Origin of the sequence: Streptomyces sp. NBC_00328, from assembly GCF_036139655.1 — a bacterium.
In the GTDB taxonomy this organism is placed as follows: domain Bacteria; phylum Actinomycetota; class Actinomycetes; order Streptomycetales; family Streptomycetaceae; genus Streptomyces.
Genome location: NZ_CP108013.1, coordinates 8,974,705 through 8,995,781 on the forward strand (window position 1 = coordinate 8,974,705; position 21,077 = coordinate 8,995,781).

The following is a 21,077-nucleotide window of genomic DNA, read 5'->3' on the forward strand; positions in this document are numbered from 1 at the left end:
CCCGCCGAACGCAAAGGGCGGGAGCCCGGCACATGGTGCCGGGCTCCCGCCCCGGGAACGCGACCGCTCAGGTGCGGTAGGCGTAGTACGCGGCGTTCGGGTACGACGCGATGATGCTCGCCAACGACCGGTTGTAGGTGTTGGTCGAGTGGTACGACACGTACGGCACACCCTGCGGGCTGCGGTACGTGACGATCATCGTGTGGTCCTTGGACCCGTCCTTGTTGAAGTCCATCTGGATGACGTCACCGATGTCGGCCTGATAGACGTTCGCGAGGCTGGTCGTCCGCTTCGAGGACAGGGCGAACCACGAGAACTCGTTGACGCCGACGAACGAGTCCGACTGGATGTCGGCGTTGCCGAACCACTTGTGGAAGTCGTACACGTAACCGGGAACGTGCTTCCAGCCGCCCGCCTTCAGGGACTGGCTGACGAAGTTCGTGCAGTCCCCGCCGGCGCCCTCCCCGTTGAAGTCCGGGTACGCCGGGTTGTAGTTCTTCCAGTACTTCGCGGCGTACGCGGCCATGGCCTTGTAGTCGTAGCCGGTGGCCGAGAAGTTCTTCGGCTTGGCTGGCGCCGGCTTCGTGATGGCGGCACGGGTCGCCGAGGGCGGCGTGCTGTCACCGGTCATGGGCGTGGCGACGAACGTCGTGGCCTCGACCTGGTTGACCGCGACCCCGGCGTCCGTGTCACGGACGCCCGTGAGCTGCCAGTCGCCGTCGCGGTCGGCCTTGAACGTCAGCGTGTGATGGGCCTCGAAGCCGGTGGTCTTCGGCTCGGTGCCCGTGGCCTTGTCGTAGGCCAGCGTCGTCGTCTCGGTGACGTCGACCGTGGCGTGACGGCCCTTCACCCGAGTACGGTCCAGCGACACCGTGGTGTTGGCCGAACGGTACTTCTCGCCGAGCTCCGCCAGACGGGCCTTGCGGCTCTCCAGCTTCGTCAGCGCGGACTTCTCGGCACGCGACTGGGCCGAGGACAGGCGGACCTCGCCGGAGAACCGGGACGTCTTCTGCTTCGTTCCGTCGTCGCCCACCAGGGCGTCGGTACGGTCGGTGAAGACCGCGTCCGCCAGGCGCTGGAAGGTCGCCTTCGTGGCCGCGTCCACCTTGGGGTCGGCGTTGACACTCGCGGCGCCCGCGGACCAGTTGGGCAGCAGGGCTGCGCCGGCGACGACCGAGGCGGCCGCCGCGGTGACTATGGTCGCGCGTTGCCGCTTACGGCTCAGTTTCCTTGATTTCAATGGGGATCCCCTCTACACCGGTATTCGATACCGGAGCCGCATCCTCGCACGGCGTGTGTGTCTCCTGTGAAGGGGGTTGCCGAAGCGGTACCAGGCCGCGGAGACGGAAAGCCGCAGCTCCGCGCTCGCGAGGGCAATACCGGCGGCCCACCGGTCCTGCCGACGGTCGTTGGCCCCGCGAGGGGACTCGGGGACCGGTTGCGCCGGACCTACGCCGGTTGTGGTGCCGGGGCGTCACATACGGGTGTGAGAAGAGGTACTGGAGGAGCGTGCGCGCGAACGGCCCCTCGCGAACGGCCGGTGCGGACGGCCCGCGTGAAACGGCTGGTGCGAAGGGCCCGCGTGAACGGCGCGCGTGAGCACGTCGGACAGGCAGGATCCGCCCGCTCGCGTACCCTCTTCACCGTGCCGGCATCCCCCTTGCGTCGCGTCGCCGTTCTCGTCCTCGAGGGTGCCAAACCACTCGATGTCGGTATTGCCGCGCAGGTGTTCACAACCCGGGCGAGCATGCCGTACGAGGTGAGAGTGTGCGGCGCGGAACCCGGCCTCGTGACCGGCGGCGACGGACTGTCGTACCACGTGGCCCACGGGCTCGAACAACTCGCGTGGGCCGAACTCGTCTTCGTCCCCGGCTACCGGTCCCCGGACCGCGAGGACCCGCCGCCCGCCGTCGTCGACGCGCTGATCGAGGCCCATGGGCGGGGCGCCCGGCTCGCGGCCATCTCGACGGGCGCGTTCGCGCTCGCCGCCACGGGGCTGCTCGACGGCAGGCGGGCCACGACGCACTGGCACTACACACGGGCGCTCGCGGCGAAACACCCGCTCATCAACGTCGACGAGAACGTCCTGTTCGTCGACGAGGGGAGTGTGCTCACGTCGGCCGGCGCCGCCTCCGGGATCGACCTGTGCCTCCACATCCTGCGCGGCGACCTCGGAGTCGCCGCGTCGAACCACGCTGCCCGCCGACTGGTCGCGGCCCCCTACCGCAGCGGCGGCCAGGCACAGTACGTCCCGCGCAGCGTCCCCGAACCGCTGGGCGAGCGGTTCGCCGCCACCCGCGAATGGGCACTGCACCGGCTCGGCGAACCCCTTTCCCTGGAGGCACTCGCCCAGCACGCGGCCGTCTCGCCGCGCACCTTCTCGCGGCGCTTCGCGCAGGACACCGGGTACACGCCGATGCAATGGGTCATGCGGGCCCGCATCGACATGGCCCGCGAACTCCTGGAGCGTTCGCAATGGAGCGTCGAGCAGATCGCCGCGGGCGTGGGCCTCGGCACCGGCGCCAACCTGCGGCTGCACTTCCACCGGATCCTCGGCACCTCCCCGAGCGAGTACCGGCGCACCTTCACCCAGGGCGAATAGCCCGCCGCGGGCCGGCCGCGGCGGGCTGGCGCGATCCTTGCGGACCATGGCGATCTCGCCGCTGTCACCGCCCCGCACGGCGCGCGAACCTGGGAGTGAGCCGAAGGGACATCACTCATGACTCGTATCGCCATCAATGGATTTGGCCGCATCGGACGCAACGTTCTGCGCGCGTTGCTGGAACGCGACACGGACCTGGAAGTCGTCGCGGTGAACGATCTGACGGAGCCCGCCGCCCTCGCGCGGCTGCTCGCCTACGACTCGACGTCCGGCCGGCTCGGCCGCCCGGTGACCGTCGACGGGGACACCCTTGTCGTGGACGGCAAGCGCATCAAGGTGCTGGCCGAGCGTGATCCGGCGCAGCTGCCCTGGGCCGAGCTCGCCGTCGACGTCGTCCTGGAGGCCACCGGTCGTTTCACCTCGGCCAAGGCGGCCGGGGCGCACCTCGACGCCGGTGCGAGGAAGGTGCTCGTCAGCGCGCCGGCGGAGGGCGCCGATGTGACGCTCGCGTTCGGTGTCAACAACGACGCCTACGACCCGGCCCTGCACACGATCGTCTCGAACGCGTCGTGCACGACCAACGCGCTCGCCCCGCTGGCCGCCGTGCTCGACGATCTCGCCGGCATCGAGCACGGCTTCATGACGACGGTGCACGCGTATACCCAGGAGCAGAACCTTCAGGACGGCCCGCACCGCGACGCCCGGCGGGCCCGTGCCGCCGCCGTCAACATCGTGCCGACCACGACCGGTGCCGCCAAGGCGATCGGCCTGGTGCTGCCGAACCTCGACGGCAAGCTGTCGGGCGACTCGATCCGGGTGCCGGTGCCGGTGGGCTCGATCGTCGAGCTCAACACCACCGTGGCCCGTGACGTGACCCGCGACGAGGTCCTCGCGGCCTACCGCGCCGCGGCCGAGGGCCCGCTCGCCGGCGTCCTCGAATACTCGGAGGACGCGCTCGTCTCGTCCGACATCACGGGCAACCCGGCCTCGTCGATCTTCGACTCGGCCCTCACCCGCGTCGACGGCCGCCACATCAAGGTGGTCGCCTGGTACGACAACGAGTGGGGCTTCTCCAACCGCGTCATCGACACACTCGGGCTTCTCACGGCCGGCTGAGCCGGAGCCGAGGCAGGGGCCGTCCGATCGGGGCACCGGGCGGCCCCTGACCCGTGCGCCGACCGCGGTGCGGCAGGATGGACGCATGAGCGTAGTCAAGATCAACGTCCTGACCGTCCCAGCCGAACAGCGGGAAACCCTCGAGAAGCGCTTCGCCTCGCGCGCCGGCGCCGTGGAGAGTTCCGACGGCTTCGAGTGGTTCGAGCTTCTCCGCCCCGTCGAGGGCACCGACGACTACCTGGTGTACACGCGCTGGCGTGACGAGGCCTCGTTCCAGGCGTGGATGGAGGGCCCCATGAAGGCGGCCCACCAGGGCGGCGGCGACCGTCCGAAGCCCGCCGCGAGCGGATCCTCCGTCTGGTCGTTCGAGGTCGTGCAGCAGGCGGCGCCCAAGAACGCCTGACACCCGCCACGCCGGGAACGTGCCCCGCGCCGAGGATCCGGTGCGGGGCACGTTCCGTCATGGAATGCCGACCTCGAACAGGACGTACCCGGCGTAGGAGCCCGAGGCGAGTGCCGCGATCGTGAGGATCGCGCACAGGACCGGAAGGCTGAGCCGGCGCATGGCGGTGGCGCAGGGGATGAGGAGCGGGAAGGCCGGGAGCAGGTAGCGGGACACGTTGCCGAAGATCTGCTGGCTGCCCAGGACGAGTGCCATGGTCAGCAGGGTGCTGACGGTCAGCACGAGCGGTGGGCGCAGCCGGAACAGTAGGGGCAGGGTGATCAGGGCCAGCAGGACGGTGCCGGCGGCGATGACGTCTTCGTGGGGGTAGGCGAAGAGGTAGTCGTAGTGGCCGACCATCAGGGACGAGAGCACCTTGACGGTGTGGCGGCCGTAGTCGAACGAGTGGGCCCAGGCCTTGTCCTGGAGCGTGAAGTACCCGCCGTAGTCGCCCATCCGGTGTCCCACCCAGCCGAGGTAGCCGGCCAGACCGATGGGGGCGATCAGGACGGCCGCCACCGGGCGCAGGACCGCGTCCCGGGGCCGCGCCCATTGCGGGACGGGGCGGTCGCCCAGGCGGCGCAGCGCGCGCCGGTGCCGGACCAGGTCCACGAGCGCGACCAGGGCGAGTGCCCCGATCAGCGCGGTGGCCGTCGGCCGGGTGAGGCCCGCGGCGCAGGTCAGCAGGCCCGCGGTGAGCCAGTTGCGGCGCATGACGGCGTAGCAGGCCCAGGCGGCGAGGGCGACGTAGAGGGACTCCGAGTAGCCGGACCACTCCACACCGGATCCGGGCCACACGGCCCACAGCCCGGCGGCGGCCAGCCCGGCGCGCCGCCCGCTGATGTGGGCGGTCACGGCGTAGATGGCCAGGGCGGCCAGGAACGAGGCGGCGACGGAGACCACCAGGCCCGCGCCGAGCAGACCGAGCCCGGTGCAGGAGGAGACCAGGCGCATCAGGGCGGGGTACAGGGGGAAGAACGCGGCGGAGTTGCCTTCGAGGGTGATCAGGCCGGTGGCGCCGCGCACCGGTACGAGGGCGGGGTGGTAGCCGTGCGCGGCGATCTGCTGGTACCACCAGCCGTCCCAGGTGGCCAGGACGTCCCAGGCGTGGGCGCCGCCCCCGAAGCGGGGGTTCTTCCGGCGGAAGTCGCCGGAGGAGTCGAGCAGGTACATGAAGACGCAGAAGCCGACGAGTTTCATCGTGCCGTACAGGGCGAGGACCGGACCGTACCGCTTCGCCGCCCGGCACAGCCGCTGCCGCCGGGCGGGGCCGCCGTCCGGGCCGGTGCCGCCCCGGCTCGTGCCGTCCGGGGTCGTACTGTCCCGGTCCGTGCCGTCCGGCCGTGTGATCGTGGGCCAACGGACCGCGCTGCGGGGCCTGTTGCCCTGGGGTGCCGAGGCGGCCGTGAGACCGGGCCCGTTCATCGCGGCCCGCTTCCCGTGCCGTCGCCCTGGGCGGCGGTGGCGAACACCCAGGTGCGCAGGAGCAGGAACCGCAGCAGTGTCGCCGCCAGGTTGGCGGTGACGAGGACCACGACCTCGGTGGAGCGTCCCGGTGTGTGCGTCCAGTGGTGCAGCGCGGCCAGTGAGCCGCTGGTGAGCGCGAGTCCGAGGCCGAAGACGGCCAGCCCCTTGGCCTGGTGGCGCAGGGCTCCGCCCCGGCCGCGCAGACCGAAGGTGAGCCGGCGGTTGGCGGCCGTGTTGGCGACGGCGCAGACCAGCAGCGCCCAGGCGTTGGCGGACTGAGGGTCCGTCACCGGGCGCAGAGCCGCGTACAGGAGGACGTACCCGATCGTGCTGACCGCGCCCACCGCGGCGAACCGCAGCAGCTGAGCGGTCAGGGAGGTCCGCGGCGCGCTCTCGGAGTCGCGTCCGAGCCGCGCCATGGGCAGCGTGCCACGGGCCAGCGCACGGCCGATCCTCGCGATGCCCCGCAGGTCGGCGATGGCGGTCGAGAACAGATCGACCCGGCTGTCGGGGTCGTCCACCCAGTCGACGGGTACCTCGTGGATCCGCAGCCCGGCGCGCTCGGCGATCACCAGCAGCTCGGTGTCGAAGAACCAGCCCGAGTCCTCCACCAGCGGCAGCAGGCGCTCGGCGACATCGCGGCGGACGGCCTTGAAGCCGCACTGCGCGTCGGAGAAGCCGACGGCGAGGGCGGAGCGCAGCAGGGCGTTGTAGCAGCGGGAGATGATCTCTCGTCGGGGGCCGCGGGTCACCCGGGAGCCGCGGGCCAGCCGGGTGCCGATGGCGATGTCGGAGTGCCCGGATATCAGCGGGGCGACGAGCGGCAGGAGCGCGTTCAGCTCGGTGGACAGGTCGACGTCCAGATAGGCGAGCACCGGCGCGTTCGAGCCCGACCACGCGGCGCGCAGAGCCCGGCCGCGCCCCTTCTCGTCGAGGCGTATCCACGTCGCCTCGGGCAGGTCGGCGGCCAGCCGGGCGGCTATCCGCGGGGTGGCGTCGGTGCTCGCGTTGTCGGCGACGGTGATGCGGAACGGGTACGGGAACGTCTCGCGCAGATGGGCGTGCAGGCGACGCACGCTCGGTTCCAGGTCGGTCTCCTCGTTGAACACGGGGACGACCACGTCGAGAACGGGTTCGGTGTGGTCCGCCGGCAGGGGAAGCCGGACGGGCAGGCGGTCCACGAGCACGCGGTCGGCGGGCGGGCGGTCGAGGGGAATCCCTTCCGCGGACCTTCGCTCGCCCGGCCGTCGTTCCCAGGGCGGCCCGCTGTCGTGTTCCCCGAAGTTCTCCACGCTCTCGCGGCCTTCGGAATCCGCGAAACCCTGGAAGCCCGTGGGTGCGGACCGCAATGCCTTCGTCATGGTGTGTCCTGTTCTGTGTGCTGTCGTGGGGCAGGTCGGAGACGCTCGCGGCCGAACCGCGTCGACGGGGGTGCGGATGGGGAGTTGTGCGGCCGGGGACTGCGCCGGCGGAGCTGGTGCCGGGACTAACCGGTGTTTGTCCCGTCCGACGACGAGGGTTCGAGGTGCGACGGAGGCGGCGAGGACGTCGGGGTCCGGCTCGGCGTCGCCGGCTGGGTGGCGGGCGCGCGGGTCGTGGCTGTGGCCGTGTCGCCGGGTTCGGAGGCGACCGAGGTCGAACTCTCCGTCGTGGTGGGCGTCTCGGGAGGACCGGAGGTCCCGGTGGTGTTCTCGGCCGTGCCGGTGGCCGACTCGCTGGGTGTCCCGCTGGACGACGGGGTCGGTGACGGGGTCACGTACGGGGAGGTGGGGGTGGTCGTGGGCCGCGGCACGGGACCCAGGGGGCGGTCGCGGTCCGGGGCGTGCGGCAGCAGGAACACGCCGACGCAGATCCCGGCGGCGGCCAGGACGCAGCTCGCCGCCTTCTGCGCCGCGCGGATCCGGCGGCGGACGCGGACGCCCTCCCGGAGGCTGTTCTGCTGTGCGGGCTCGAAGGGGGTCTGTTCCTGGGCGTCGCGCATCATCCGCGCCAACTCCCGCTCGAATTGGTCCATTCTTCTCTTCACCCCACCGGCTCGATGACATCCGCCAGGATCTGGCGCAGTCGCGCCACACCGCGTGACGCGTGGGAACGGGCGGTGCCCAGCGGGCAGCCCAGGACCTCCGCGACCTGTTTCTCGGGCAGGTCCTGGTAGTAGCGCAGTACCACGGCCGCCCGTTGCCGGGGCGGCAGTTGGGCGAGGGCCGCTTCGAGGCGCGAGCGCTCCACCACGGCCGCGGACTCGTCGCCGGTGAGCGCGACGTCCGGCAGCGCCTCCACGGGGCGTTCGCCCCACCACCGCCGCCGTGCGGAGCGGGCGGCGGCGCGGGCCAGGACTTTCCGTACGTACGCCTCGGGCGCCTCGTCGGCCACCTTCGGCCAGGCGAACCAGAGTTTGACCAGGGCCTCCTGGAGCAGATCCTCGGCGCGGTGCCGGTCGCCGGCGCAGAATAGGCGCGCGAGGTGGAACAACGCCGACCAACGGGCCGCGACGAACCCGTCGAAGCCGTCGGTCCCTTCGGCTCTTGCCTGTTCCATCCGCACCGTCCCCGCACTTGCCGGCTCGTACACCTGGGGAAAGACGCTGGGGGGCGCCCTGCTATGCACCGATGTCACGTGATCTGGATCACGCGGGGTGAGGCCGAGGTGTGGGCGTGCGTCGACGATGCCTCGCCGGGCGGGGACGTGGACGGGGTTGTGGGCTGCTTGGCGCGTGGCTCTCTCAGCGGCCGGTGGTCCCCCGCCGGACCCGGGCCGCGCCCCTGCGCCGTTCCGTCCGCAGTTCCCGGAGATAGGCCTGCGCGTCCACCTGGATGGTGTGCCGGGTCGAGGTGACGTAGCGGTGTGCCAGCCTCGCGCGGTACGCGCCGGCCTCCTGGCGCATCCGCTCGGGTCCGGGCAGCGCGCAGCGGCCCTGAAGGAGATCGGCCACCCAGTGCGCCTGCGCCTCCGCGAGCGGCATGATCGCTCCGAGGGGCTGGACCAGTCCGATGAAGTAGAGGCCGGGACGGTCCGGCGCGACCACCCGGTGGTAGAGCTCGATGTCGTTGCCGGACGGATCGATCACCTCGTCCTTGAGGAACGGGAACGCGATGTCGTAGCCCGTGCAGTAGACGATCGCGTCGATCACCTCCTCGCTTCCGTCCTCGAACGTCACCCGGTCGCCCTCCAGCCGCACGGGAGCGGGTCTCACCGTGAGGTCGCCGTGGCCGAGGCGCGAGAGCAGGTCGTCGGAGATGGTGGGGTGGGCGCCCAGCACGCGGTGCCGGGGCGTCGGCAGCCCGTAGTCCTTCAGCCGGCCCCGGCTGAGCCGCAGCAGAAGCCGCAGGCCTTGTTCCTGAACGGACAGCGGGGCCCGTGACAGCCAGGAGCCGGTGAGATGGTCGGTGGGTACGCCGAAGAGGTATTTGGGCAGGATGTGCGCACCGCGGCGCATGGCGAGGACCGTACGCCGGGACACCCGTGAGGTCTCCACCGCGATGTCGCAGGCCGAGTTGCCGATGCCGAGGACGAGGACGCGCTTGTCGGCGAAGGGCTCCGGTGTCCGGTAGTCGTGCGAGTGCGTCTGCGAGCCGGTGAACTCCTCGGCTCCAGGAAGGGACGGCCGGGGCCAACGGGCCTTCCAGTGATGACCGTTGGCGACCAGGACGGCACCGTAGACCCGTTCGGCGGTCTCACCCGAGTCCAGGCGGCGGGTCGTGACGCCCCACTTTCCGCCGGGCAGCGGTTCGGCGCGCACCACCTCGGTGCGGAACGCGATCGACGCCCGCAGCCCGAAGTGGTCCACGAAGGTGTCGAAGTACCGGGCGATGTGGAAGTGGCTGGGATAGACCGGACAGTCCTCCGGCATGGGGAGGCTCGCGTACTCCATGATCTGGCGCGAGGTGTTGATGTGCAGCGAGCGGTACGCGGACGACATCCCGTTGTCGTTCAGATAACGCCAGTTGCCGCCGACCTCCGAGCCGGTCTCGTAGCAGTCGTACGCGATCCCGCGCTCCGCCAGCACCTGGCAGGCGGCGATCCCGGACGAGCCCGCCCCGATCACACAGACCCTGTCCATGGCCGCCCCTTCCTGACCCCACATCGGTGACCACCCGGTCACATGACCGGGCGGTCACAGGCTGCTGTCCGTCGGGCCGCCGTGTCAATGACCCTGACGAGAGCGGGAGTTCGGGCATGCGAAGGACCGACGGTGCCGGCCCCGCGATCCTTGCCCGCCGACTCCCTTTCCTGCCGGACTCGTTGACAGGGCGCGTCCACCGCGCCGACGATGACCGGGCGGTCACATGACCGCCCGGTCATACGCAGGAGCACGCATGCCCACTTCCACCTGGACCCGGCTGTCACCCGTACGGCGCGAACGGGTCCTGGTCGCCGCGATGGACGAGTTCGGCACCCACGGCTACTCCACCGGGAGCCTCAACGTCATCGCCCGCGAGGCCGGCGTGGCCAAGGGCTCGCTGTTCCAGTACTTCGAGGGCAAGCTCGACCTGTTCGCCTACGTCGCCGAGCAGACCTCCCTGCGCGTCTACGCCGCCATGCGGCCCTGGCTCGACGGATACGACGGCTCCACGGAGTTCTCCCGCCATCTCACCGACGCCCTGGAGGCGTGGTTCGACTACTTCGCCGGCCACCCGCTGGAACGAGGGGTCACCGCGGCCACCAACATGGAGCTCGACCCGGCCGTCCGCAACGCCGTACGCGCCCCGGTGCAGGACATGTACCTCGCCGGTCTGCGCCCCCTGGTCGAGCGGGCCGTCGAGACCGGCGACCTGCGCAAGGGGGCCGACGTCGACGCCCTGCTGTCCCTGCTGCTCGTCCTCCTGCCGCACCTCGCGCTCGCGGCCCACACCCTGGGCCTCGAAGGACCGGTGCGCCTCGCGGGCGAACACCCGGAAGTCCGCCGGGCGAACATCACCCGCCTGATCGGCCCGGTCCTCGCCGACTTCGTACCGAAGGGGCCCTGATGGACACACCCGACTACGACGTACTCGTCATCGGCTCCGGATTCGGCGGCAGCGTCACCGCGCTGCGCCTCACCGAGAAGGGGTACCGCGTCGGGATCCTGGAGGCCGGACGCCGCTTCGCCGACGGCGACTTCCCCCGAACCTCCTGGCACGTGCGCGACTACCTCTTCGCCCCCCGCCTCGGCTGCACGGGCATCCTGCGCATGACGCTGCTCGGCGATGTCCTCGTCCTCACCGGCGCGGGCGTCGGCGGCGGCTCCCTCGGCTACGCCAACACGCTCTACGAGCCGCCCGAGGCCTTCTACGAGGGCTCGCCGTGGGCCGCCATCACCGACTGGCGCGGCGAACTCGCGCCCTACTACGCCCAGGCCCGCCGCATGCTCGGCGTCACCGACAACCCCCTGTTCACCGAAGCCGACCGGCTCCTGAAGGACACCGCGGACGACCTCGGCCGCGCGGACACCTTCAGGACCGTGCCGGTCGGCGTGTACTTCGGGCCGCCCGGCACGGCACCCGGCGCCCGCGTCGCGGACCCCTGGTTCGGCGGCGCGGGGCCGGACCGCAACGCCTGTCTGCACTGCGGCGCGTGCATGACGGGCTGCCGGCACAACGCGAAGAACACCCTGCCCAAGAACTACCTGGGCCTGGCCGAACGCGCCGGCGCCGAGGTGCTGGCCCTGCGCACGGTCACCGACGTCACCCCGCACGGTGAGGGCTGGGCCGTCACCTCGGTACGCACCGGCGCAGGCCCGCGTCGCCGCGTACGGACCCTGACCGCCCGGCACGTCGTCTTCGCGGCGGGCGCCCTCGGCACCCAGCGGCTGCTGCACCGGCTGCGGGAGGGCGGTTCCCTGCCGCGGGTGTCGCCCCGCCTCGGCCGGCTGACCCGCACCAACTCCGAGGCCATCCTCGGCGTCCGGTCGAGGGACAAGGCCGCGGACTTCAGCCGCGGCGTCGCCATCACCTCCTCCGTGCACCTCGACGAGAACACACACGTCGAGGCCGTCCGCTACGGCCGCGGGAGCAATCTGCTCGGGCTGCTCGGCGCCCTGCTCGTCGACCCCGTCCGCGGCCGCTCCCGGCTGCTCACCGGACTGGTCGCGATGGCACGCAACCTGCGCGACCTGCCCAGCCTGCACAACCCGCGCCGCTGGTCCCAGCAGACCGTCGTCCTGCTGGTCATGCAGACCCTCGACAACTCCGTGACGACGTACCTCCGCCGCACCCTGACCGGGCGCAGGCGGCTGACCAGCCGCCCCGGCGAGGGCACCCCCAACCCGTCCTGGATACCCGCCGGACACCGGGCGGCCCGCACGGCGGCCGAGCGCATCGGCGGCCAGGCCTGCGGCACCTGGGGTGATCTGTTCGACATCCCCACCACCGGACACCTCATCGGCGGATGCACCGTCGGCGAGAACCCCGAGACCGGTGTCGTCGACCCCTACCACCGGCTGCACGGGCATCCGGGCCTGCACGTCATCGACGGCTCCACGATCTCGGCGAACCTCGGTGTGAACCCCTCCCTCACCATCACCGCCCTGGCCGAGCGGGCCGTCGCCCTGTGGCCCAACCAGGGCGAGGCGGACCCCCGGCCCGAACCCGGTCTGCCCTACCGCCGGGTGCGGCCGGTAGCGCCGAGGAACCCCGCCGTGCCCACGGGCGCACCGGCGGCACTGCCGCTGGAACCCCCCACCGGAAAGGACACCCCGTGACGCCCTACCCCGAGGAACCCTGGCACCTGGCGGGCCAGATGTATCTGTCGCTGTGGCTGGTGCCGGCCCGCGAACTGCCCCCGGTGGCGGACGGCACCCGGCCGGTCACCATCGCCGGGCGCGGTGCGGTCGGCGCCGCCTGGGTCGTCTACGAGAACGACAGCGTCCTGCACTACAACGAACTGCTCCGGGCCGTCCTCGTACGGGACGGCCGCCGCCCGCGGGTCTGCGTCACCGACATCTGGGTGGACAGCGCCGCCTCGATGGCCGGCGGCAGGGAACTGTGGGGCATCCCCAAGGAGATGGCGGACTTCGACATCGACCGGGCCGCCGGCGTCCGGGCCGGCGCGTCGACGGACAAGGGCGTCCTGGCCACCGCGTCCTTCGAACCCGGCCGCCGGCTGCCGGGCCGCTGGCCCCTCACCTATCGCGTCACGCAGACCCTCGACGGCACGCTGAAGACCAGCTCCGTCCGCTCGCGCTCCGCCGTCCGAACGGCACGGGCCCGCTGGAGCGCGCAAGAGGACGGCCCGCTGGGGGAGTTGGGCCGCCGCCCGCCCCTGCTCAGCCTGACCCTGGACGACTTCACCATCCGGTTCGGCGACGCCGCCCCCGGCGCGTCCGCGCGGCAGGCACCCACGCCGTAGGCCGCGCGGGACCATCCCGGCCGGCGCGATCCGTCGCCCAGCGTCACCCCGTGCTCATCGAGCGTACGCACACACGGTGAACCGGTGCGCGGGGGACGAGAGTTGGACAAGTGGAGGGCGATCAACCCCTGTTCCGGCGGCCTACCGGCCGGTATACAGACCAGGTTGGGTCTGCCGGGCAGGAGCCGTCCGGCCTGCCGCGGCGCCGCGAAACCCGTGCGCCGCGGCACGCCGGTACCCGTTCAGCAGGCTGTCATGGCTTCAGGGGAGGGGCACGATGAACGATCACACGCGTCCGGAAAACGCCGGTCCCAGGCGACGGGGCGCCCTGGCGCTGGGGGCCGCGCTGAGCAGCTGCGCGCTCGTCGCCGGCGTCGCGGCGGCGGCCCCCGCCGAAGCGGGCGAAGGGCACACGGCGCATGGCGTGGACTACGTCGCGCTCGGCGACTCGTACACCTCCGGGCCCCTGATCCCTCAGCAGGTCGACGCGAACTGCGCGCGCTCCGACCACAACTACCCCTCGATCACCGCGGCCGCCCGCAAGGTCGCCTCGTTCACGGACGTCAGTTGCTCCGGCGCGAAGACCGACGAGATGTGGAAGGCGCAGGGGACCAACGGACCCCAGCTCGACGCGGTGAAGCACGGCACCGACCTGGTGACCCTGCAGATCGGCGGCAACGACATGGGCTTCGGCCCGATCATCTCCACCTGTGCCGGGCTCAGTTCGAAGGACCTCGCGGGCAACCCCTGTCAGCAGTACTACGGCGCCGCGGGCTACGACCAGCTCACCGTGAACATCCTCCAGACGGCTCCCAAGGTCGCCCGGGTGCTGCGGGAGATACACGCCAGGGCGCCGCACGCCCGCGTGGTCGTCGTCGGCTACCCCGACCTGCTGCCCGACGACGGCAGCGGCTGCTACCCGACGGTGCCGTTCGCCGCCAAGGACTTCCCCTATCTGCGCGACACCGGCAAGCGGCTCAACCTGATGCTCCGCACCGTGGCCTTCCTGAACCGGGCCGAGTACGTGGACACCTACAGGCCCACCGTGGGCCACGACATGTGCAAGGCGCCCGCCGACCGCTGGATCGAGCCGCTGCGCCCGACCTCGCCCGCGGCTCCGGCCCACCCCAACGCCAAGGGCCAGGAGGCCATGGCGCGCGCGGTGCTGGCCGGGCTGAGCCGGGGAGCGGGCCACCGCGGCTGACCGGTTCCGGTCGGCGCACCCGCCGTGTGAACCTCCCTGTCGGCGAGCGCCCGTACGCTCGCCGACAGGCCCTGCGGACAGGCCGCGTCAGGGAGCCGGTACCTCGTCCACGAACGCGGTTCCGGCACCGCGGTAGGCGGCCACCTTCGAGGCGGCCTGGGCCGGGGAGAGGACCTGGTCCTTGACGTGCAGGACGTAGTCGACCTGTTCGTTGTAGGCGCGGGCCCCGGTCGAGGTCTGCCCGGCGAGGTCGATCAGCCACTGGTTGAAGTTGATCGACATGGGCCGCTCGGGCAGGTACTGGGCGTCGTGGGTGCCGAACAGCTGTCCGTCGATGTAGTACTTGATGCTGCCGCTGTCGATGGTCAGGACCAGGTCGTGCCAGCCGGCGTAGCTCTGGCGCGCCTCGGTGTGCTGGTTGACGGCCTGCCAGGGATCGGGGTTGTACGTCTCCCAGGAGGTCGTGTAGAGGATGTTGCCCGGCTCGCCCCAGCCGCCGTTGGGCAGATACTCGAAGTCGTACTCGGCGTAGTCGTCGGCCATCGGCGCCGTGAGGTCGTTGATGGTGAAGAACGTCTGCACGAGGTGATCGCCGTCGGGGCCGGACTCGGGAGCGTCGGAGAACCTCACCCGCGCCGCGTAGGTGCCGTTCCTGAACTTCGTGCTCCTGGAGACGACCTCGGTCTGCCGGGTGGACTCGGCGGTGCCCGAGGTCGACGTCCGGAGGTTCATCACCGTGTTGCCCGACACGACGGGGAACGTCACCTTGGAGGGGTCCCAGGTCGCGCCGGGAACCCCGGGACCGCCGGAGTTCGAGCGGACGTTCCAGCCGTGCGCGGAGATCGCGGGGTCGGTGTACGACGAGTAGGTGAAGTCGTCGAACAGCGCCTGGCCGCCGCCGGGCGGGTCGGTCGGATCGGTGGGGTCGGTCGGATCCGTGGGGTCGTTGCCCGCGGGCGCCGTGCCCCACACGGTGGTTCCGGCGAGCTGGGCGGTGACCTTGCTCCAGTCCGCGTACGAGGTCTGCGCCCCGTTGAAGGAGTAGTCGTCCGCCTGGTTCACGGACTGCCAGCTGGACTGGTAGAAGCGCAGTTGCATGTCGCCGGTGTCGGCACCCGGAGCCAGCGCGCCGGCCGTGGAGGTGAAGCCGATCTCCAGGTACCTGTCCGCGGTTCCGGTGGGGTGGGCCAGTGTGCCGAACGTGCCGGTGATGTTCGCGCATCCCTTGACGGCCCAGGAACAGGCGAAGCGGTAGGCGGCGCCCGCCGAGTCCGCCTTGAAGTAGTAGCGGATCCTCACCTGGCTCAACTGCACCGACGCCGAGCCGGTGTTGCGCACCTTGAACCAGGGCTCGCTCTGGTCGGCGGTGGCACCGCTCGCGCTGGTGCGGTACTGGACGGCGAGGCCTCCGGCCGCGGCGGCGGGGGCGGACATCGGAACGGCCACCAGGGCGGTGCCGCCCAGGAGGGCCGACAGGGCGAGGGCCACGCGGCGGCGGCCTGTGGACGGGCGGTTTCTCATGTGAGTTCCTTCCGGTGGGCTCCCGCGGGGCGCGGGAGGTGGGGGTGCTCAGGAACACGTGGAGTCATGCCGTGCTTGACCAGTTGGCCGGTCGGCCTTACCAGTTGACGTCGCCTGAAAAGTGGCATAGACCAATGCGTCCGTCAACCCCCTTGTATTCAAGGGAAGTTGGCTGAAGAGGGCGGTGTGCGTCACCGTTGGGTCAAACGGGCCGGAACCAATTCACGGGAATCGGCGGACCAGTTAGGGTCAGGGGCCATACCAGTTGGCCGGCACCGACGACGAGAGAGGTCCCGCATGGAGATCGATTCCGCCGCCTCCCGCGCGGTACTCAAGCGGGAAAGGGTCCGGGACACGATCCTCGAACTCATCGAGGAACGCCGTCCCGGCGACGCCATCCCCTCCGAGCGCACGCTCTGCGCCCAACTCGGGGTGTCCCGACCCACCTTGCGGGCGGCCGTGGACCAACTCGTGGTGGCCGGGCTCCTGGTGCGTGAACACGGACGGGGCATGTTCGTGGCCGCTGAGAAGATCACGCAGGAACTCGTCCCGGACCGGCGGACGTTCAGCCTGCCCCGGGCCGCGGGTACATGGACCAGCAGGATCCTGGAGTTCAGCACGGTGTCCGCCGGTGCCCGGGTGGGCCGCAGGCTGCGCGTCTCTCCCGCTGCCGACATCCGGTACGTGGCACGGCTCCGCCTCGTCGACGGCTCGCCCATGGCCATCGAGTACCTGCACGTCCCCGCCGGCCTCGTGCCCGACCTGACCAGTGACGAACTGGAGAACGGCGACCTGTACGAGCACCTCGGCGAACGGCACGGGATCCAGGTCGGCGAGGCGGTCCAGTCGATCGAGCCCACGGTCCTGACCCGCGACGAGGCGGGCCTGCTCGACGTGCCGGAGCTGTCCCCGGCGCTGCTGTTCGAGCGCCTCACCTCGGACGCCTCGGGCCGGCCGGTGGAGTACGTCCACTCGATCTACCGCGGGGACCGCTACCGCATCGTCTCCCGGCTGGCCCTCGGTCCCCGCTCCGGGCAGTCGTCACCCCGCGACGGACATCACCCCGGGATCCCGCCGGGAGACTTCCTGCCGGGTGAACCCGTCACCTTCTCCACCCGGGGCGTGGTGGCCCGCGGCCTCTTCGGGCAGGGCGGCGGACCCGGCGAGGGCGGAGCCGCGACGTGACGGCGAGCGGGGGTCCTGCTCCCGTCGCAGCGGCGTGCGGGGGCTCGGCCCCGGTGTCCGTCCGCCGCGACGCGGTGTGGCGCCTGGGCTAGTGTGATCTGGACAACATGCTCATTCCAGTCATTTCGTGCTGCCGATCGTCCTGTCACCCTCGTGCGTCCGCCGCTCGGTGCGGCCTGGCACGGAAGCTGGTGGCGGGCAGGACCCGAGGGCTGTCGCGGGGGAGTCTCCGCCGTACGCGTCACCGATGCCGCCGATGCCACATGGCCCGACAGGACAGGGGCCGGCCGCGCGCGACGCCGACGGCGTCGGCGGCGGAACCGAAGCGACAGCGCCCGAAGCGCGGAATTCCGGACCAGATTCGAGAGGACCCGTACATGCCCTTCGCCACGGCCGAGGACGGCACGCAGATCTTCTACAAGGACTGGGGATCGGGTCAGCCGGTCGTCTTCTCGCACGGCTGGCCACTGACCGCGGACGCCTGGGACGCCCAGATGAAGGTGATGGCGGACAACGGCTTCCGGGCCATCGCCCACGACCGGCGCGGTGGCGGACGCTCCGGCCAGCCCTGGGACGGCAACAACCTCGACACCTACGCCGACGACCTGGCGGCGGTCATCGAAGCACTCGACCTCCGGGACGTCATCCTGGTCGGTCATTCGACCGGCGGTGGCGAGGTCACCCGCTACATCGGCCGGCACGGCACCCGCCGGGTGGCCAAGGCGGTCCTGGTCGGCGCGATCCCACCGCTCATGCTCAAGACGGCGGAGAATCCCGAAGGTCTGCCGGTCGAGGTGTTCGACGAGATCCGCAAGGGCGTCGAGACCGACCGGTCGCAGTACTACAAGGACCTCAGCGCCGCGTTCTACGGCGCCAACCGTGACGGATCGACCGTCACCCAGGGAACGCGCGACGAGTTCTGGCTGTGGGGCATGACCGTGGGCATCAAGGGCGCCTACGACTGCGTCAAGGCGTTCTCCGAGACCGATCTCACCGAGGACCTCAAGAAGATCGACGTCCCCACCCTCATCGTGCACGGCGACGACGACCAGATCGTTCCCATCGTGGCCTCCGGGGACAAGTCCTCGAAGCTCGTCAAGGACGCGGTCTACAAGGTGTACCCGGGCGCTCCCCACGGCCTCGCCATGGTGCCGAAGTTCGCCGAGGTGTTCAACGCCGACCTGCTGGCCTTCGCGCGCAGTTGAGCGCGGCACATCCGTAGTTGCCCCCGTGGCGCGGCCGATGCGCTGCCCACGGGGGCAACAACCATGCGGGCGAGGGGCGTTCACGGGCCGCACCGGCCGTTTCCCGGAGCCGAGACCGTCCAGGTCCGGCGTCTCAGGACGGAGGGCCCGAGGACCCGGCCGGCCGGTCCTCGTCCGCCGGTTCCGCCGCGTCGGGAAGGGCCTGCTCGGTCCAGATGGCCTTGCCCTCCGGGGTGTAGCGGCTGCCCCAGCGCTCGCAGAGGGCGTTGATGAGCTGGAGCCCGCGGCCCCCCTCGTCGGTGTCCGTGGCCCGCCGGATACGGGGCATCGTCAGACTCGCGTCGGACACCTCGCAGACGAGCGTTCCGCTGCACAGGAGGCGAAGACCGATGGGGCCGCCGGCGTGCCGGATGACGTTCCCGACGAGCTCGCTGGCCAGCAGTTCCGTCGTCATGACCAGGTCGTCCAGATGCCATCGGGCGAGCTGCTCCCGTACATGGCGACGGGCCTCACCCGCGGCCTCCGGGCCCTCCGACAGCGCCCAGGACGCCACCTGCCGGTCGGCCACGTGGTGCAGGCGCGCGATCAGCAGGGCGGCGTCGTCGGCCGTGGGCCCACCCGGGAGCAGCCCCGCGGTCACGGAGTCGCACAGGACCTCCAGATCGGGAGAACCGGCTTCACCCCCGAGCAGACCGGCGAGCTGGGCCATGCCCTGGTCGATCTCCCGCTGCGGTGACTCCACGAGCCCGTCGGTGTAGAGGACCAGAAGGCTCTCCGCCGGCAGTTGCAGCTGTGTCGTCTCGAACGGCGGGAACGCGGCGCCCAGGGGAGGGTTGACGGCGACCTCGGGAAAGTGGGCGCTTCCGTCCGGCCGGACGACGAGCGGCGGCGGATGGCCCGCCCGCACCATGGTGCACGATCCGTCGGTGGAGTCGTACAGCGCGTACAGGCAGGTCGCGTACGCGTGGTCGCCCAGGCCGCCCACGATGTCGTTGAGGTGGCCCATGATCTCGTCGGGAGGCAGTTCCAGGGCCGCGAGCGTGTGCAGCGCGGTGCGCAGGCGCCCCATGGTCGCGGCCTCGGACAGCCCGTGGCCCATCACGTCACCGACGACCAGGGCCACCTGCCCCGCGGACAGCGGGATCAGGTCGTACCAGTCCCCGCCCACGTCGGAGGTCTCCCCGGCCGGCAGATAGCGCGCCGTCACGGTCGCCTCGGGCACGGTGGGGAGCTCACGGGGCAGCAGCGCCTGCTGGAGTTCCTCGGAGCGGGTGAGCTCGGCCTCGTAGAGCCGGGCCCGCTCCAGCGCGTGCGCCACCAGGGCGCTGATGGTGATGAGGAGCGTGCGTTCCTCGGCCGTGAGGTGCCGGGCGGTGTCGAAGGCGATGACACACACGCCGAAGGTGTGGCCGGAGGTCGTCAGGGGGAGGAAAGCCCAGGCCTCTTTGTCGGTCGGAGGCAGGCTGCCGGCGTCGGGGAAGGCCGTGACCCATTCCTCGCGCGACGCGCAGAAGACGGGTTCGCCGGTCAGGATCGCCTGCCCGGCGGCACCGGCGTCCGACAGGTCCCTGCCGTGGGCTCCTTGCATGTGCTGCAGGAAGGGGGCCGGATAGCCGACGGATCCGATGTGCACCAGCCTCTGGTCCTCGAGGACCAGAACGAGCAGGCCCTGGGCGCCGAACGGGGGCAGGACACGCTGGGCGACGGCCGTCACCACGTCCGCGGAGGTGGTCGCCGCCGCGAGCTGTGTGGTCAGCTCCGCCGTCCGGCTCGCGCGCTCGGCGGCGGCTCGGACGGCCGCCGCCTCCTCGGCCTCACGGCGGCGGCGATCGGTGACATCGGTGAAGTACACCGTGAGGCCGCCGGGGACGGGGACGATCCGCAGGTCGTAGCGGCGTCCGGTGTCGGCCAGTGTGATGTCGAAGCCGGCTGCCGTGGACTGCGCGGCGCCGCGCCGGCACCGCTCCTCCAGGTCGGGCACATGGCGCAGGGCGGGCAGGTGCCACAGGTTCCGGCCGAAGAGCTGCTCGTCGGCCGAACCGAGAATGCGCTCCGCCTCCAGATTGGCGAAGGTGATCCGCCAGTCGTCGTCCACGGACAGGAAGGCGTCGCTCATGTGCCGCAGGGCACGGCTGAGCGTGTCCCGGGTGGAGCGCGCTGCGTCGCTCGCCCAGCCCTTGCCGACGACGCGCACGACCTGGCCCTCGTCGTCGAGCACGACGTGACCGGACGCGCGGGTCCAGGTGTAGCCCCCGTCGCCGCGCCGGACCCGGTACTCGGCCTCGAACGGCGCGTGGGTGCGGACGGTGCGTTCGACGGCGGCCAGGGTGGTCGCGAGGTCGTCGGGGTGCACCACCCTCATCCAGGTCTCGACACCGGGCGCGAAGTCCCCCGGCCCGGTCTGGTAGACCTTCATGGCCGCCTGGTCCCACTTCAGTTCGCCGGTGCGCACGTCCCACTCCCACGAGCCGACCGGGGTGGCGTCGAGGTCGGTGCGCAGACGCTCGGGCGCCGGCATCTTCTTCAGCCGGTTCGTCGTCCAGTCGGCCACCGAGGTGAGGAACGTCCACTGCTCGGACGTGGGCTCCTCGTTGTCACCGGTGAGACAGGTGATCGCACCGATGACACGGCCCTCGTAGGCCAGGGGTACGGAGAACCAGCCGGACCGCGACAGCAGCGGCGCGCTGGGTTCGGCCACGTCGCCGGGGAGCGCGGCCACCCACACACGCTCACCGGAACGTACGGCCTGGGCGGTCGCCGTGGGCCCGTCCTGGTCGACGATCTCCCATGCGCGCGTGACCGACGACGGCAGTCCGGTGGAGGACACCAGACGCAGGGCCGACATGGGGCCCCGCAGGTAGACGGCCCCGCCGACACAGCCCAGCTCCGCGATGGACTGCTGAAGGGCGAGCCGGAAGACCTCGCTTTCCGTGATGCCGTCGTCAGCGGTGTCGAGTAGGTCCAGCCGCCTGATCACAGACCCAATATAGGGGGCAATACCGTAAATCA

At 71.4% G+C, this 21,077-nt stretch carries 17 protein-coding genes; 9 read left to right on the plus strand and 8 right to left on the minus strand.

Going from position 1 to position 21,077, the window contains the following annotated elements; translation table 11 throughout:
• Positions 1–67 precede the first annotated feature (67 nt).
• Positions 68–1,240 (minus strand): amidase domain-containing protein, encoded by a 1,173-nt coding sequence (locus OG485_RS39415; RefSeq protein ID WP_328673450.1) that lies wholly within the window; start codon positions 1,238–1,240, stop codon positions 68–70.
• A 405-nt stretch (positions 1,241–1,645) separates the two neighbouring features.
• Between OG485_RS39415 and OG485_RS39420 the strand changes: the two genes are divergently transcribed.
• The 3 genes from OG485_RS39420 to OG485_RS39430 all read left to right on the plus strand — a co-directional run bounded on the left by OG485_RS39420 (position 1,646) and on the right by OG485_RS39430 (position 4,121).
• Complete coding sequence (locus OG485_RS39420; RefSeq protein ID WP_328673452.1) at positions 1,646–2,602, plus strand: GlxA family transcriptional regulator; 957 nt, start codon at positions 1,646–1,648, stop codon at positions 2,600–2,602.
• Positions 2,603–2,719: 117 nt separating this feature from the next.
• Positions 2,720–3,718: a type I glyceraldehyde-3-phosphate dehydrogenase gene (gap, locus tag OG485_RS39425; RefSeq protein WP_328673453.1), complete on the plus strand. Its 999-nt coding sequence runs from the start codon at positions 2,720–2,722 to the stop codon at positions 3,716–3,718.
• An 85-nt stretch (positions 3,719–3,803) separates the two neighbouring features.
• The gene (locus OG485_RS39430) at positions 3,804–4,121 is read left to right on the plus strand and encodes an antibiotic biosynthesis monooxygenase family protein (RefSeq protein ID WP_326783741.1); all 318 of its coding nucleotides are present in this window, start codon (positions 3,804–3,806) and stop codon (positions 4,119–4,121) included.
• 57 nt (positions 4,122–4,178) lie between these two features.
• Here the strand turns inward: OG485_RS39430 and OG485_RS39435 are convergent, their stop codons facing one another.
• From OG485_RS39435 to OG485_RS39455, 5 genes are all read right to left on the minus strand, one after another.
• Positions 4,179–5,360 (minus strand): hypothetical protein, encoded by a 1,182-nt coding sequence (locus OG485_RS39435; RefSeq protein WP_328674824.1) that lies wholly within the window; start codon positions 5,358–5,360, stop codon positions 4,179–4,181.
• A gap of 221 nt (positions 5,361–5,581) precedes the next feature.
• On the minus strand, positions 5,582–6,808 hold the full coding sequence (locus OG485_RS39440; RefSeq protein WP_328674825.1) for a bifunctional glycosyltransferase family 2/GtrA family protein: 1,227 nt from the start codon (positions 6,806–6,808) through the stop codon (positions 5,582–5,584).
• 305 nt (positions 6,809–7,113) lie between these two features.
• Positions 7,114–7,641: a hypothetical protein gene (locus OG485_RS39445; RefSeq protein WP_328673456.1), complete on the minus strand. Its 528-nt coding sequence runs from the start codon at positions 7,639–7,641 to the stop codon at positions 7,114–7,116.
• An 8-nt stretch (positions 7,642–7,649) separates the two neighbouring features.
• Positions 7,650–8,165: a SigE family RNA polymerase sigma factor gene (locus OG485_RS39450; protein ID WP_328673458.1), complete on the minus strand. Its 516-nt coding sequence runs from the start codon at positions 8,163–8,165 to the stop codon at positions 7,650–7,652.
• Positions 8,166–8,349: 184 nt separating this feature from the next.
• A complete protein-coding gene (locus OG485_RS39455) occupies positions 8,350–9,687 on the minus strand; it encodes a flavin-containing monooxygenase (protein WP_328673460.1) in 1,338 nt (445 codons plus the stop codon).
• 256 nt (positions 9,688–9,943) lie between these two features.
• On the opposite strand from OG485_RS39455, the gene OG485_RS39460 reads away from it, so the two are divergent.
• From OG485_RS39460 to OG485_RS39475, 4 genes are all read left to right on the plus strand, one after another.
• Positions 9,944–10,594: a TetR/AcrR family transcriptional regulator gene (locus OG485_RS39460; protein WP_328444730.1), complete on the plus strand. Its 651-nt coding sequence runs from the start codon at positions 9,944–9,946 to the stop codon at positions 10,592–10,594.
• Complete coding sequence (locus tag OG485_RS39465) at positions 10,594–12,306, plus strand: GMC family oxidoreductase (RefSeq protein WP_328673463.1); 1,713 nt, start codon at positions 10,594–10,596, stop codon at positions 12,304–12,306. Before OG485_RS39460 ends, OG485_RS39465 begins: the two co-directional genes overlap by 1 nt.
• On the plus strand, positions 12,303–12,953 hold the full coding sequence (locus tag OG485_RS39470; protein WP_328673465.1) for an acetoacetate decarboxylase family protein: 651 nt from the start codon (positions 12,303–12,305) through the stop codon (positions 12,951–12,953). The genes OG485_RS39465 and OG485_RS39470 overlap by 4 nt, the downstream gene beginning before the upstream one ends.
• Positions 12,954–13,230: 277 nt before the next feature.
• Positions 13,231–14,157 carry an SGNH/GDSL hydrolase family protein gene (locus tag OG485_RS39475; protein WP_328673467.1) on the plus strand — a complete coding sequence of 309 codons (927 nt, stop codon included), beginning with the start codon at positions 13,231–13,233 and terminating at the stop codon, positions 14,155–14,157.
• An 87-nt stretch (positions 14,158–14,244) separates the two neighbouring features.
• Here the strand turns inward: OG485_RS39475 and OG485_RS39480 are convergent, their stop codons facing one another.
• Positions 14,245–15,678: a cellulose binding domain-containing protein gene (locus tag OG485_RS39480; protein ID WP_328673470.1), complete on the minus strand. Its 1,434-nt coding sequence runs from the start codon at positions 15,676–15,678 to the stop codon at positions 14,245–14,247.
• Between the two features lie 297 nt (positions 15,679–15,975).
• On the opposite strand from OG485_RS39480, the gene OG485_RS39485 reads away from it, so the two are divergent.
• Positions 15,976–16,863: a GntR family transcriptional regulator gene (locus tag OG485_RS39485; protein WP_328673471.1), complete on the plus strand. Its 888-nt coding sequence runs from the start codon at positions 15,976–15,978 to the stop codon at positions 16,861–16,863.
• Positions 16,864–17,240: 377 nt separating this feature from the next.
• Entirely contained in the window at positions 17,241–18,068 is an 828-nt protein-coding gene (locus OG485_RS39490; RefSeq protein ID WP_328673473.1) for an alpha/beta fold hydrolase, read from the plus strand.
• 133 nt (positions 18,069–18,201) lie between these two features.
• On the opposite strand, the gene OG485_RS39495 is transcribed toward OG485_RS39490, so the two are convergent.
• Positions 18,202–21,045, minus strand: a complete 2,844-nt coding sequence (locus OG485_RS39495) for a SpoIIE family protein phosphatase (protein ID WP_328673475.1) — start codon at positions 21,043–21,045, stop codon at positions 18,202–18,204.
• Between the last annotated feature and the right edge of the window lie 32 nt (positions 21,046–21,077).

Coding starts and splice junctions, on each gene's coding strand:
- gap (WP_328673453.1), top strand. CDS start 2,720: ATGACTCGTATCGCCATCAATGGATTTGGCCGCATCGGACGCAACGTT.
- OG485_RS39430 (WP_326783741.1), top strand. CDS start 3,804: ATGAGCGTAGTCAAGATCAACGTCCTGACCGTCCCAGCCGAACAGCGG.
- OG485_RS39435 (WP_328674824.1), bottom strand. CDS start 5,360: ATGAAACTCGTCGGCTTCTGCGTCTTCATGTACCTGCTCGACTCCTCC.
- OG485_RS39445 (WP_328673456.1), bottom strand. CDS start 7,641: ATGGACCAATTCGAGCGGGAGTTGGCGCGGATGATGCGCGACGCCCAG.
- OG485_RS39450 (WP_328673458.1), bottom strand. CDS start 8,165: ATGGAACAGGCAAGAGCCGAAGGGACCGACGGCTTCGACGGGTTCGTC.
- OG485_RS39455 (WP_328673460.1), bottom strand. CDS start 9,687: ATGGACAGGGTCTGTGTGATCGGGGCGGGCTCGTCCGGGATCGCCGCC.
- OG485_RS39460 (WP_328444730.1), top strand. CDS start 9,944: ATGCCCACTTCCACCTGGACCCGGCTGTCACCCGTACGGCGCGAACGG.
- OG485_RS39465 (WP_328673463.1), top strand. CDS start 10,594: ATGGACACACCCGACTACGACGTACTCGTCATCGGCTCCGGATTCGGC.
- OG485_RS39475 (WP_328673467.1), top strand. CDS start 13,231: ATGAACGATCACACGCGTCCGGAAAACGCCGGTCCCAGGCGACGGGGC.
- OG485_RS39480 (WP_328673470.1), bottom strand. CDS start 15,678: ATGAGAAACCGCCCGTCCACAGGCCGCCGCCGCGTGGCCCTCGCCCTG.
- OG485_RS39485 (WP_328673471.1), top strand. CDS start 15,976: ATGGAGATCGATTCCGCCGCCTCCCGCGCGGTACTCAAGCGGGAAAGG.
- OG485_RS39490 (WP_328673473.1), top strand. CDS start 17,241: ATGCCCTTCGCCACGGCCGAGGACGGCACGCAGATCTTCTACAAGGAC.